This window comes from Kribbella kalugense (genome assembly GCF_004365875.1).
GTDB lineage: Bacteria > Actinomycetota > Actinomycetes > Propionibacteriales > Kribbellaceae > Kribbella > Kribbella kalugense.
The window spans coordinates 253675-267156 of the sequence record NZ_SODF01000004.1 but is presented as its reverse complement, the minus strand read 5'-3'; the positions used below and the strand labels follow the sequence as shown (position 1 = coordinate 267156).

Here is a 13482-nt window from a genome sequence, read left to right as displayed (position 1 = left end):
CCCGGTAGATCCCAGAAGCCCAGGCGCACGGCACACGTCGTCGAGACGAGACCGCTCCCCGGTGGTTGGCCCACCTCACGCGCCAGTCACGGTCCAGGGTGAACGCTACCCCGATCAGGTAGCGGGAAGTAGGTGGAAGCCGACGCCGCGGACGGCGTGGATGGTGACGGTGGCGCCGAGGTTCGCGAGTTTCTGGCGGAGGCGTTTGACCACCGAGTGGATGTGCGAGCCGTGGCCGAGGTGCTCGTTGCCCCAGACCGCGTGGTGCAGGCGCTGGTACGTCCAGACCCGGCCGGGCTCGGTCACCAGGCAGTGCAGGAAGTCGTGCTCGAGCCGGGTCAGCGGCATCTCGCGGTCCTTCCAGCGGACCACGCGCCGGTCGACGTCCAGGCGCAACTCGCCGACCGGCGCGGGCGCCGCCATCGCGGGCACCGCCTTGATCGGAGCCGGCTGCAGCACCGTTGGCGGCGCCAGCACCGGACCGGCCGCGGTGACGCCGGTCAGCTCCAGGAACGCGCGTGCCTGGTCCGCGCTCGACACCAGCAGCAGTGCGTCGGCCTCGCCGAGCAGGCGTGCCAGGTTGACCCGTTCGGCCGTGGACGCGGCCACGCCGATGATCAGCGATGAGTCGGACGGCGTCTCCATCGACAACACAGCTAGCCCCTCCCCAGTTGATCCAGCCCGCCACAAGTACGGTTCACGGCACGAACTAAGTCAAGGGATTCGCAGCGCACCGGGCTGGCACATATGCGTCCTGTCCGAGACAGGACAGCGACAGGACACGAGACAGGACAGGGAAAAGTCCGCGTTAACATCGCGACGCTCCCAGTTGGAAAGTGCGATCGCCGGGCCAAGCGGAGTAGTCTCCTCGCGCACGGTCACTCTGACCGCATCCACGGAGGAACAGTGCCCCGTCTCATTCGACGGCCGCTCGTCGTCTGGCTGCTCGCGGCCCTCGCGGTGCCCGTACTGCTGACGGCTGTGCTGATTCCCGCCAAGGCAGGCACCACCGAGGACGACCTCCGCGACCGTACTCTCGCCGCCCTGCAGGCCCGCGGCATCGAGACCAGCTCGGTCGATTTCAACGGCCGGGACGCGAAGATCACCGTGCCGGACGGGGTCGATCCGAACGCCGTACGCGCGGTTGTCACCGGAGTCGAAGGTGTTCGGTCCGTCCGGATCGAGGGCGGCACGACACCAACGCCCTCACCGACGAGCGCTCCGCCTGAAGAGTCCGGCGTACCTGCGTTCGAGGTCGGGCGGACGGATCAGGCGATCCGGGTGCAGGCTCCGGTTCGCAGCCAGGCGGTCAAGGATGCGATCGCGGCCGACGTCGACCAGTTGCTCGGCGAGGACCGTGAGTACGACGACCGTACGACGATCGACCCTGCTGCCGGGCTTGCCGACGCTGCGCCGATCTCCGCGCTGCTGCGGGCGCTCGCGATCGGGACCGGCGACGCCTCGGTGCGGTACGACGGGGACACGGTGACGCTGAGCGGTCAGGTGCCGGACCAGGCGACCAAGGCGACCGTCGGCCGGGCCGCGGCGAAGGCGGTCCCCGGCGCGGTCGTGGCCGACCAACTGCAGCTTCCGACGCCGCCGAAGTCCGCGGTGAGCGAGCCGTGCCGCACGTTCCAGACCCGGCTGGCCGAGTTCAGCCGGATGTACAAGATCAACTTCCTGTCCGGTACGTCGATCGTGAACGACGCCTCGAAGCCCTCCGTGGTGAAGGCCGCCGCCGTACTGAAGTCGTGTACGACGGCACGTGTCGAGGTCGCCGGTCACACCGACGACCTCGGTTCACCGGCCAGCAGTCTGCCGCTGTCGGAGCGCCGGGCCGCCGCGGTGAAGGCCGAGCTGGTCCGGCTCGGGATCAACGCGAACCGGATCCTCGCGAACGGGTACGGGCAGGCCTTCCCGATCGCTTCCAACGCCACGGGCGCCGGCCGGGTCGCGAACCGCCGCGCCGAGATCCGAGTAGTGCAGGGGAATTAGATGAGTTGGCTGATCGCCGAGACCTGGATCCTGCTGCTGGTCGCGTTCGTGCTGGGCAGCGCCGCCGCCTGGCTGGTGCACCGACTCGTTCGGACGAGAGGAGCAGGCGCATGAGCTGGCTGCTGCGACACAACTGGTTGTGGTCGCTGCTCGCGTTCGTGCTCGGCGCGATCATCACCTGGATCCTGCTCGACCGCCGCCGGCCCGCCGCCGCTCCCCCACCGCTGGAAGAACCCGAACCCGTGCTGGTCGGAGCCGCGGTCACGGAAACGAAGGCGTCTGCCCCCGAGCCGGTCTTCTCCCGGGTGATGGACACCGAGCCCGGCTCCCGGGTCATGGACGCGCCGACTCTCTTCGACGTCGAGCCCGCCGTACCCCAACCGGCGCCGCCTGCGAAGGTGGCGCCCGGACGGTACGGCGAAGGCTCGGCCGAAGCGGTCCCGCACCAGGGTCCGCCGGACGGGTTCACCATCAAGGGCAACGCCCAGTCGATGCTGTTCCACACGCCCGATTCGCCGTACTACGGCCGGACCAAACCCGAAGTCTGGTTCCGCACCGAGGCCGACGCCGAGCGCGCCGGTTTCGCCAAGTACGTCCGCCGCCCCCGCAAGTCGACGAACCCAGCGACCGACCCCGACTGACCCCGAGGAACCATCGTGCCCCAGCTCCACGTCCCCTACGTCGTCGAACAAGACGAGGACGGCACCTGGGTGGCCGAAGCAGCCCTCACCCCGGACATCTTCGTCCAGGGCGAAGGCGCGACCCGCGAGGCCGCCATCGAGGACCTCCGCACCTCGATCACCCAAGCAGCCACCGACTCCGGCATCCCCGAGCAACTAGTAGTCGACCTCCCGTAACTGACCCAGCTCAGTCCTACGATCAGAGCGTGATCGAACCCGACGCGCCGGAGCCGATTGTCCCGGACGAGATCCTCACGGCTGACGAGTTGTTGCAGAAGAGGGATCCGCGGATCGGGGTTGCGGATGCGAAGGGAGCGGTGAAGCCGCGGCGGCGGTGGTTGTCGGGTGGGCGGCGCCGGGGTGCGTCGCAGAACCCGCAGCGGGAGCAGGAGCGCGGCCGCAAGCGCTGACCGCAAGCCTGTCGGGAAATCGGTTCGCGAGCCCATTTGCTTGTACTGGCAAAGGGCCGTCAGACTGTGCTGAACGCCTTGCGGAACCGTCCGACCGTCGGCGTCAGCCACGTCACCGCAGTATTCCCGGAGTCGTCCGGGATCAATGCACTGCCCTACCCCCTTTCAGGGCCCCTTTTAGGTGCGCCCGAACGGGGTACGGGAACTAGGTTTGGAGACACCGATGGAGGTGAGCGTGACCGACATGCTGCCGGAGCAGCACCACGGACTGACGAAGAGTGACCCGCTGTGGTTCAAGCGGGCCGTCTTCTACGAGGTCCTCGTGCGGTCCTTCAAGGACTCGAACGCCGACGGCATCGGCGACCTGCAGGGCCTGACCGAGAAACTCGACTATCTCGAGTGGCTCGGTGTCGACTGTCTCTGGTTACCCCCGTTCTACCCGTCGCCGCTGCGCGACGGCGGCTACGACATCTCGCACTACACCGAGGTGATGCCGGAGATCGGCACGGTCGCCGACTTCGCCGCGTTCCTGCAGCAGTCGCACGCCCGCGGTATCCGGGTGATCGTCGACTTCGTGATGAACCACACCTCCGACCAGCACCCCTGGTTCCAGGCGTCCCGGGAGGACCCCGAGGGTCCGTACGGCGACTTCTACGTGTGGTCCGACACCGACGAGTTGTACTCCGACGCGCGGATCATCTTCGTCGACACCGAGTCCTCGAACTGGACCTGGGACCCAGTTCGCGGCCAGTACTTCTGGCACCGGTTCTACTCGAACCAACCGGACCTGAACTTCGAGAACCCGGCCGTCGGCGACGCGATGATCGAGGCGCTGAAGTTCTGGCTCGACCTCGGCGTGGACGGGTTCCGCCTCGACGCGGTGCCGTACCTGTTCGAGACCGACGGCACGAACTGCGAGAACCTCCCCCGCACCCATGAGTTCCTCAAGCGGGTCCGCAAGGAGGTGGACGCGAACTACGAGGACCGCGTCCTGCTCTGCGAGGCGAACCAGTGGCCGGCCGACGTGGTCGAGTACTTCGGCGACCGCGACTCCGGTGGTGACGAGTGCCAGATGGCGTTCCACTTCCCGGTGATGCCACGCATCTTCATGGGCGTACGCCGCGAGTCCCGGTTCCCGATCTCGGAGATCCTGGCGCAGACCCCGGAGATCCCGGACACCTGCCAGTGGGGCATCTTCCTGCGCAACCACGACGAGCTCACCCTCGAGATGGTCAGCGACGAGGACCGCGACTACATGTGGGGCGAGTACGCGCAGGACCCGCGGATGAAGGCGAACATCGGCATCCGCCGCCGGCTCGCACCGCTGCTGGACAACGACGTGAACAAGATGGAGTTGTTCACCGCGATGCTGCTCAGCCTGCCCGGCTCGCCGATCCTGTACTACGGCGACGAGATCGGCATGGGCGACAACATCTGGCTCGGTGACCGCGACGGCGTCCGTACGCCGATGCAGTGGTCCCCGGACCGGAACGCGTCGTTCTCCACCGCGACACCGGGCAAGCTCAGCCTGCCGGTGATCATGGACCCGGTCTACGGTTTCCAGGCGGTGAACGTCGAGGCCGAGATGGAGAACGCCTCGTCGCTGCTGCACTGGACCCGGCGGATGATCCAGACCCGCAAGCAGCACCCGTGTTTCGGGATGGGTACTTTCACAGACCTAGGGGGTTCCAACCCCAGCGTGCTGTCGTACGTACGTGAGTTCGGCGACGACGTGGTGCTGTGCGTGAACAACCTGTCCCGCTTCCCGCAGCCGATCGAACTCGACCTGCGGCAGTGGCAAGGAGTGGAGCCGGTCGAGCTGCTGGGTGGTGTGCACTTCCCGACCATCGGGGAGCTGCCCTACCTGCTGACCCTCGGCGCCCACGGTTTCTACTGGTTCCGGCTCCCGGTGGCGAAGTCGGAAGACCACGAGGAGAGCATTTAAGTGACTTCCCATCTGGACCAGGTCCAGTCCTTCTGTGCGAGCCAGCGGTGGTTCGGGGAGAAGGGACACGACGTCCGCGTCGAAGCGGTGGCCACCTCGGTGTGGCTGTCGGACGCGGGCGCCTGGCCGGCGGTCCGGATCGGGTTCGTCTATTGTGCGGGGCCGCCTGGGGTCGACATCCCGATCCGGGTGTACCAGCTGCCGCTCAGCTACCATCGCGCGCCGGTCGACAACCTCGGCCACGCGCTGATCGGTGAGTGGGCGGAACCAGATCTCGGCGACGAGGGTGTCTGGGTGTACGACGCGCTGCACGACAAGGAAGCGACGCCGTACTGGCTGGACGGGCTGACGCACGGACGGCGGCTGGACGGGCTGGAGTTCCATCCCGTCCAGGCTCCGGACCGGACCATCGAGGTACCGGAGGACGCGCAGTCGCTGGTGCTCACGGTCGAGCAGAGCAACACGTCGCTGGTGTTCGGCGATGTTGCGCTGCTGAAGGTGTTCCGCCGGCTCGAGCCCGGGAGCAACCCGGGGGTCGAGATCGAGTCGGCGCTCACCGAGGCCGGGTCCGAGCTGGTCCCCGAGGTGCTGGGCTCGGCACGCGGTCGGTGGCCGCGGGCCGGCGACGGTCCCGAGGGTGAGACCGTCTCGGGTGAGTTGGCGATGATGACGGCGTTCCAGAGCAACGCGACCGACGGCTGGTCGTTCGCGACCTCGTCGGTGCGGGACCTGTACGCCGAGGCCGACCTGCATGCCGAGGAGGTCGGCGGCGATTTCGCGCCCGAGTCGCACCGGCTCGGCGCGAGCACCGCGGAGGTGCACTCCGAGCTGGGCAAGGCGCTCGGCACCGACATCTGGGAGCCGGCCAAGCTGGTCGAGCACGCCGCGGCGATGCAACGCCGGCTCGATCTGGCCGCCGCTGCGATTCCCGAGCTCACGCAGTACAAGGCCGGCCTGGCGCGGTGGTTCGAGGCGCTGGCGGCGTACGACCAGCCGGTCACGGTGCAGCGGATCCACGGCGACTTCCACCTGGGGCAGGTACTGCGGACCATCGACGGCTGGAAGCTGATCGACTTCGAGGGCGAGCCGGCCAAGTCGCTGATCGAGCGGCGGGCGCTGGACACCCCGGTGAAGGACATCGCCGGGATGCTGCGCTCGTTCGACTACGCGGCCCGGTCGCTGCTGGAAGACCACCGGGGCGACCAGCAGATCGCCTACCGCGCGGCCGAGTGGGCGACCCGCAACCAGCAGGCGTTCTGCGACGGGTACGCCGAGGTTGCCGGCAACGATCCCCGCGAGGAGACCGTCCTGCTGAACGCGTTCCTGGCCGACAAGGTCATCTACGAGGTCCTCTACGAGGCCCGCAACCGCCCCACCTGGCTACCGATCCCGCTGTCCGCAGCGGCACAGCTGGCCGAACAGTAGTACCCCAAATCTCAGCCAAGTAATCTCACTTCGGCTGAGAATTACAGAGCGTGGGTGGCCGACCACTGTAATACTTGCCGGTATGCCACCCGAGCCGTTGCTAGAGGTCGGTGTTCTCGGTCCTCTGGTGGTCAGGCTCGACGGCATCCCGCTGGCGGTCGATCGCCCACTGGAACGCGCACTGCTGGTCCGGCTCACACTGGCCGGTGGCATGTCGGTTCCGGACGGCCGGCTCGCGGCCGATCTGTGGGGTGACGTCGACCTGGCCCGTCCGACCGAGCGGTTGCGCGTGCTCGCCTCCCGGCTCCGGGCCGCGCTGGACTCGCCGGAGCTCCTCACCCGCGTCAACGGCGGCTACGCGCTGGCGGCTCGGGTCACCGATCTCACCGAGGCTCAGGCAGCCGCCGAGCGGATGCACGCGGCCGCCAGATCGGGCGACCACCTCACGGTGCGTACGGCAGCACGGACGGCGCTGGCGAACTGGCGAGGCCCGTCGCTGGCCGACCTGCGCACGGTGCCGTACGCCGTCATCGAAGGCGAGCAACTGGACGCCTGGCGACTGACACTGCAGGTCGAGCTGCTGGACGCCGAGCTGGCTCTCGGTCACGCTGCGGAGGCCGCGCGCGAGCTGGAGGCGCTGGCCGGCGAGAACCCTTTACACGAACGGCTCTGGTGCCTGTTGGCTCTCGCGCTGTACCGGACCGGCCGCCAAGCGGATGCCCTGGCCCGGATGGCGAAACTCCGCAGCCGCCTGGCCGACGAGCTAGGCGTGGATCCCGCACCAGACACCGCCGCGATGGAACTCCGGCTCCTCCGCCAGGACCCCACCCTGCTGCTCCAGACCACACCTGCACCGACCGTGGTGGCTGAGCTGCCGGCTGCGTTGACCAGCTTTGTCGGTCGGGAGAAAGAGCTGGTGTCGCTGGTACATCGGCTCGGCGAACCCGGTCTGATCACGTTGACCGGCGGCCCGGGCAGCGGGAAGTCCCGGCTCGCCTTCGAGGCAGCACGAGCCGTTCCGGGTCGCGCCGTACGCCTCGTAGAACTAGCGCCTCTGCAGCGTGAAAGCGCCGTACTGGAAGCGATTGTGGGCGACGACGCCAGCGGCAACGACCCGATCGGCGCTGCCGCCGCGGCGCTGGGCGCTGCCGTGCTCGTGCTCGACAACGCGGAGCACGTGGTCGAGCAGACCGCCGAAATCGTCGCGGCATTGCTCGGCCGCGCTCCCGCATTAACCGTCCTGGTCACCTCGCAGCGACCGCTACAAGTCGCAGCCGAGGAGATCCGGCCGATGCGCCCGCTCGACGCGTTGGACGCTGCCCGCCTGTTCACCGAACGCTGCGCCGCCGATGCGCTGGGAGCCGACCCGGAGCAGGTGGCCGCGATCTGCACGGCGGTCGACAGGTACCCGCTCGGCATCGAGCTGGCCGCTGGTCTCACCCGCACGTTGACCGTCCCGCAACTGGCCAAGCGCTTGTCCGACCGGATGCGGCTGCTGGTCGCCGGATCCCGTGACGCCCAACTGCGGCACACGAGTCTGGTGGCGGCATTGGACTGGAGTCACCAGTTGCTCGGCGACGTTGAGCGCGCCGTACTGCGTCGCGTCGCGGTCTTCGCCGGTGGATTCACCTTGGAAGCCGCGGAACAAGTCGCCGTCGATCCGCGGGACGTCGCGCCGGCGCTGACCGAGCTCGCCGACCGGAGTCTGCTGACCGTCGAGGCAGTCAACGGCCGCCGGTTCCGGTTGCTGGAGACTGTGCGCGACTACGCGCTGGCGAAGCTCGACGAGGCCGGCGAGACCGAGGGCGCCCGTACCGCGCAGCTGAACTGGGCGGTCGGATTCGTCGAGACACTCGGGCGCAGCGCCGACGACTTCGCGACGGCCGAGTCGATCACCGAAGTCTTCGCCGAATGGCCCAACCTGCTGGACATCCTCGACCGGGCGCCCGGGACCGACCACGCCGGCGGCCTGCGCCTCGCGCTCGCGCTACACACCCCCTGGCTGATCCGCGGCTGGTACGCCGAGGCCGCCCGTCATTTCGGAGCGCTCGCGGACGCGCCGGGTGCGACCACCGCCGAGCGGGTCACCGCGCTCAGCAACCAGGGTTTCGTCCTGACGATGCGCGGCCGGTTCGACCAGGCCGCGGCGTCCCTGACCGAAGCCGAGGCGCTGGCACGGACGCAGGACGACGACACCCTCACACTGACCGCGCTCTACTACCGCAGCATCGTCGAGATCGAACGCGGTCATCTCCTCGACGCCTTCACGCCCTTGCTCGCCGGTCAGGCGCTGGCCCGGACCTCACCGCAGCACGAGCGCAGACTGTCCGCCTGCACCGACGCGCTCGGCACCCTGTACGTCTACACCGGTCAGCCGGCGAAGGCGGTCGAGTGTTACGAGACCTGCATCGTCGCGGACCGCGAGTACGGCGACGAGCACGGCCTGTCCCGTGGTCTCAGCAACCTCGCCGGCGCGCTCGTCAGTCTCGACCGGTTCGAGGACGCGCTGAAGGCCGCGACCGAGTCCGACCACTACGCACGACGGCTCGACGACCGGCAGATCCTCCCGCTGAACGAGGTGATCCGCGGCGCGGTCGCCGTCGCCCGAGGTGATCTCGACGCCGCCGAGAAGTACCTGCGGGCCGCGGTCGAGTACGCAGTCGCCGACGACAGCGGTACGACGCACGCTCACCTCGACCTGGCCGACGTACTGATCCGGCAAGGCGAGGTCAACGAGGCAGCCACTCTCCTCGACGCGGTCTTCGCCGAAACCGCCGAACACGGCACCTCCTGGCTCGCTGCCCGCGCCGTCGCCGCCGCCCTCGCGCTGGCCCAGGGCGAACGCGATCGCGCCACCACCCTGGTCACCGAAACCACCACCGCCTACACCAGAACGGGCTTCGCCTGGCCCCGCTACCTCGCCCGTCTCAACGCCGTACGCGATGCGCTGACTGCCTAACAGTTGTGTACGTCGGGATTCGACGGGTACGGGGTGCAGTGATGAGGGGGTTGATCGGGCAGGATGTGTTTCATGGGAGAGCGCGAACCTTTTGAGGAGCCGGTGGTGGCGACGGACGAGCCTGTGGTGACAGCGGTTCCGGTGGATCGGACCGAGCTCGAGCGACTGGTCGCCGGCACGTACCACGATCCGCATCGGGTGCTCGGGCCGCATCTCGGCGAGTTCGGTGTGACGGTCCGCGCGCTGCGCCCGTTCGCGAAGAGCGTCACGGTGCTGTACGACGGGCAGCGCCTCGACCTGCGGCACGAGCACGACGGGATCTGGGTAGGAGTACTCGACACCGACAAGGTCCCGGACTACCGCCTCGAGGTGACCTACACCGACGGTCCCGCGACCGTGGTCGACGACCCGTACCGCTACCTCCCGTCGCTCGGCGAGGTCGACCTGCACCTGATCGGCGAAGGCCGGCACGAGCAGCTGTGGACCGTGCTCGGCGCCCACGTCCGCCGGTACGACGGCCCGACCGGGACCGTCACGGGTACGTCGTTCGCCGTCTGGGCCCCGAACGCACAAGGGATCCGGCTGACCGCGGACTTCAACTTCTGGGACGGCCGCGCGCATCCGATGCGCTCGCTCGGCTCGTCCGGCGTGTGGGAGCTGTTCGTGCCGGGCGTCGGCGCGGGCACGCGGTACAAGTTCGACATCTGCGGCCGTGACGGCGTCTGGCGGCAGAAGGCCGACCCGATGGCGAACCTGGCCGAGACTCCCCCGGCGAACGCATCCGTCGTCACCGAGTCGTCGTACGAGTGGAGCGACGCGGCCTGGCTGGAGCACCGGGCCGCGGCCCAGGCGTACGCCGAGCCGATGAGCGTCTACGAGGTGCATCTCGGGTCCTGGCGGAAGGGCAAGTCGTACCGCGAGCTGGCCGACGAGCTCGTTGCCTATGTCAACGAGATGGGTTTCACCCATGTCGAGCTCATGCCGGTGATGGAGCATCCGTTCGGCGGCTCCTGGGGTTACCAGGTCACGTCGTACTTCGCGCCGACGTCCCGCTTCGGCGACCCGGACGACTTCCGGCTGCTGGTCGACCGGCTGCACCAGGCCGGCATCGGCGTACTCGTCGACTGGGTGCCGGCGCACTTCCCGAAGGACGCCTGGGCGCTGGCCCGGTTCGACGGTACGCCGCTGTACGAGCACCCGGATCCGCGTCGCGGCGAGCAGCCGGACTGGGGCACGCTGGTGTTCGACTTCGGCCGTCCGCAGGTCCGCAACTTCCTGGTCGCGAACGCGCTCTACTGGGCCGAGGAGTTCCACATCGACGGCCTGCGGGTCGACGCGGTCGCCTCGATGCTCTACCTGGACTACTCGCGCCAGGAGGGCCAGTGGGTGCCGAACCAGTTCGGCGGCCGGGAGAACCTCGAGGCGGTCTCGTTCCTGCAGGAGATGAACGCGACGCTGTACAAGCGGGTCCCGGGCGTGATCACGGTCGCCGAGGAGTCGACGTCCTGGCCGGGCGTCACCCGGGCGACCCATCTCGGCGGGCTCGGGTTCGGCTTCAAGTGGAACATGGGCTGGATGAACGACTCGCTCCGCTACCTGGAGCACGAGCCGGTCCACCGGCAGTACCACCACCACGAGATGACGTTCTCGATGATGTACGCGTACTCCGAGAACTTCGTCCTCCCGCTGTCCCACGACGAAGTTGTCCACGGCAAGGGTTCGCTGCTGCGCAAGATGCCCGGCGACCGCTGGCAGCAGCTGGCGAACCTCCGTGCGTACCTGGCGATGATGTGGGCGCACCCGGGCAAGCAGCTGCTGTTCATGGGCTGCGAGTTCGGTCAGGAGTCGGAGTGGTCGGAGAAGGGCGAGCTGGACTGGTGGCTGCTGGACCACACTGACCACCAGGGTCTTCAGCAGCTCGTCCGCGACCTGAACCGGACCTACAAGGACAATCCTGCGTTCTGGCGGACCGACCACGACGCGGAGAAGTTCAGCTGGATCGATGCCAACGACGCCGGCAACAACATCTTCTCCTTCCTCCGGTACGGCGACGACGGAGCGCCGACTGTGGCCTGTGTGGCGAACTTCTCCGCACTCCCGCACCACGGCTACCGGCTCGGCCTGCCGTACGCCGGTCGCTGGGAGGAGGTCGTCAACACCGACGCCAGCACGTACGGCGGCTCCGGTGTCGGCAACTTCGGCGCCGTCGAGGCGGACGGGCCGGAGTGGCACGGGTTGGTGACCAGCACCGAGCTGTCCGTGCCACCCCTGGCGACGGTGTACCTGCGCTTCACCGGGTAGCGTTCACGGCGTGACCGCCGTACATCCGCTGTCAGATGATGAGCTGACGCTGCGTCCCTCGCAGCCGAACGGGCAGTTGGTGACCTTCGACGTCGAGCGCACTGACGTCGAGCCCAGCGAACCGGTCGGCACAGTCGAGGTACGCCAGACGACGCCGGGCGTCGGCCTGGTCACTTGGGCGCTCGACGGCGGTATCGGGGTGGCGGAGCGGACTGTGCGGCTCGTCGCCGAGTACGCGTTCGGTGAGCTCGGCCTGGAGCGGCTGCAGGTGGAGGTCGATCCCGAACTGCATTCGTCGGGCCGGATCGCCATCCGGTCCGGTTTCCGGCGCGAGGGCATACTGCGTGGCGCGGCTCTGGCCGACGGCGAGCGCCGGGACGTGGCGATCTACGGGAGGCGCGTCGACGACCCGCGGCCGGACACGGTGACCGGCTGGACAGCGTTGATGGACTCGACGCTGCCCAAGAAACGCGTCATCGCGCACGTCGTCGTACGCGACACGGCTGGTCGGGTGCTGCTGTGTCAGGTCAGCTACAAGAAGGACCTGGAGCTGCCGGGCGGTGTGGTCGAGCCGGACGAGGACCCGGCGACCGGTGCGTCCCGGGAGATGCAGGAGGAGCTCGGTACGGCGTTGCCGCTACTCGGCGTACTCGCGATCGACTGGCTACCGCGCTGGGAGGGCTGGGGCGACGCGGTCGAGATCCTGTACGACGGCGGCGTACACGACCCCTCGCTGATCGACCGGCTGCAGCCGGACGGGTTCGAGATCAAGGACCTCTCGTGGCATGCGCCGGACGAGCTGGCCGGCCTGGTCTCGCCCCTGAACGCCCGCCGCCTCCCGATGATCCTGGCCGCGCCGGATCAGCTGCACAACCTGAGCAACGGTTCGCCGATCACCTCGTGAGCTGGTTGACGCACCAGATGTAGTGGCCGTCGCCGGCGTTCTCGTCGTACACGGTGGCGGTGATGATCGCGTACGCCTGGCGGTAGAGGCGCATCCGCTCCCGGTCGTGACCGAGCTGCTCGAACCGGTCTGAGAGCTGGTCGTCCAGCCGACGCGCGTCCGGCCCGTACATGTCGAAGAAACCGGCAGCCAGCGAGGCCTCGAAGGTGGTGTCGCCCGCCGTCGACAGGAAGCCCCAGTCGAGCACGGCCGCGACCTGTGGCCCGTCCATCAGCAGGTTGGGCGGGCAGATGTCGCCGTGCACAACACTCAACTCGGGCCGCAGTTGAGTGAGGCCGTCGAGCACCTTCTCAAGCAGGCCTGCGAAACCGGGCACGTCACGCTCAAGATGCACCCGCGAAACCGCTGCCCGGCGGTCCACGAGCGCGGCCAAGCTCTCACCCCAGGTGTTCTGCCAGAACGGCTTGCTCAGCACACGCAGCGCCTTGCTCGCGGACCCGGGCTCGGCGGCTCGCAGTGCTTCGACGACCAGCACGAACGCGTCCAGCGCCTGCTCCTCGGGCAGACCGGCCTCGTGCAGCGGTACGCCGGTCAGCTTGTCCTCGACGCTGACTGCCAGACCGTTCTCGCCGACAGTGATCTCGCGGATCCGCGGCGTCCGGAACGGCAACGCCGGCAGCTCGTCCAGGAACGCCTTCAGCGGCCGCACGTCCTCCGGCCGCCGGTCGAACCACACCTTCCGAACGGTCCCGTCCCCAAGGTCGTAGACCGCGCCTTCCATCCCCTGCCCGATCAGCTCCACCGGACCGACCCTAGACGACACCGATTCCTTTTCGGCCGGTCGCTGGTCAGTACCAGGACGA

The 13482-nt window shown here is 68.6% G+C and carries 12 protein-coding genes and 1 riboswitch; of the genes, 10 read left to right on the top strand and 2 right to left on the bottom strand.

Annotated elements, in window-relative coordinates; all coding sequences use genetic code 11:
* Positions 1–10 precede the first annotated feature (10 nt).
* A riboswitch (ZMP/ZTP riboswitch) is annotated at positions 11–100 on the bottom strand.
* A 14-nt stretch (positions 101–114) separates the two neighbouring features.
* Positions 115–645, bottom strand: coding sequence for a winged helix-turn-helix domain-containing protein (locus tag EV650_RS38600; RefSeq protein WP_134124190.1), 531 nt, complete (start codon positions 643–645; stop codon positions 115–117).
* A 261-nt stretch (positions 646–906) separates the two neighbouring features.
* Between EV650_RS38600 and arfA the strand changes: the two genes are divergently transcribed.
* The 10 genes from arfA (at position 907) to EV650_RS38555 (ending at position 12619) form a co-directional block, all read left to right on the top strand.
* Entirely contained in the window at positions 907–1995 is a 1089-nt protein-coding gene (gene arfA / locus EV650_RS38595) for a channel-forming protein ArfA/OmpATb (protein WP_238174756.1), read from the top strand.
* Complete coding sequence (locus EV650_RS41605; RefSeq protein ID WP_500778898.1) at positions 1996–2109, top strand: hypothetical protein; 114 nt, start codon at positions 1996–1998, stop codon at positions 2107–2109.
* The gene (locus EV650_RS38590; RefSeq protein ID WP_134124188.1) at positions 2106–2636 is read left to right on the top strand and encodes a sunset domain-containing protein; all 531 of its coding nucleotides are present in this window, start codon (positions 2106–2108) and stop codon (positions 2634–2636) included. Before EV650_RS41605 ends, EV650_RS38590 begins: the two co-directional genes overlap by 4 nt.
* Positions 2637–2651: 15 nt before the next feature.
* Entirely contained in the window at positions 2652–2852 is a 201-nt protein-coding gene (locus tag EV650_RS38585; protein ID WP_238174755.1) for a hypothetical protein, read from the top strand.
* A 29-nt stretch (positions 2853–2881) separates the two neighbouring features.
* Positions 2882–3085 (top strand): hypothetical protein, encoded by a 204-nt coding sequence (locus EV650_RS38580; RefSeq protein ID WP_134124186.1) that lies wholly within the window; start codon positions 2882–2884, stop codon positions 3083–3085.
* A 223-nt stretch (positions 3086–3308) separates the two neighbouring features.
* Complete coding sequence (gene treS / locus EV650_RS38575) at positions 3309–5030, top strand: maltose alpha-D-glucosyltransferase (protein ID WP_134124185.1); 1722 nt, start codon at positions 3309–3311, stop codon at positions 5028–5030.
* On the top strand, positions 5031–6455 hold the full coding sequence (locus tag EV650_RS38570) for a maltokinase N-terminal cap-like domain-containing protein (protein ID WP_134124184.1): 1425 nt from the start codon (positions 5031–5033) through the stop codon (positions 6453–6455).
* Between the two features lie 82 nt (positions 6456–6537).
* Positions 6538–9414: an ATP-binding protein gene (locus EV650_RS38565; RefSeq protein ID WP_134124183.1), complete on the top strand. Its 2877-nt coding sequence runs from the start codon at positions 6538–6540 to the stop codon at positions 9412–9414.
* Between the two features lie 105 nt (positions 9415–9519).
* Positions 9520–11715, top strand: coding sequence for a 1,4-alpha-glucan branching protein GlgB (gene glgB / locus EV650_RS38560; protein WP_255512132.1), 2196 nt, complete (start codon positions 9520–9522; stop codon positions 11713–11715).
* Between the two features lie 10 nt (positions 11716–11725).
* Complete coding sequence (locus EV650_RS38555) at positions 11726–12619, top strand: NUDIX hydrolase (RefSeq protein ID WP_134124181.1); 894 nt, start codon at positions 11726–11728, stop codon at positions 12617–12619.
* Here EV650_RS38555 and EV650_RS38550 read toward each other — a convergent pair.
* On the bottom strand, positions 12609–13421 hold the full coding sequence (locus EV650_RS38550; RefSeq protein ID WP_134124180.1) for an aminoglycoside phosphotransferase family protein: 813 nt from the start codon (positions 13419–13421) through the stop codon (positions 12609–12611). The genes EV650_RS38555 and EV650_RS38550 overlap by 11 nt on opposite strands.
* Positions 13422–13482: the final 61 nt, after the last annotated feature.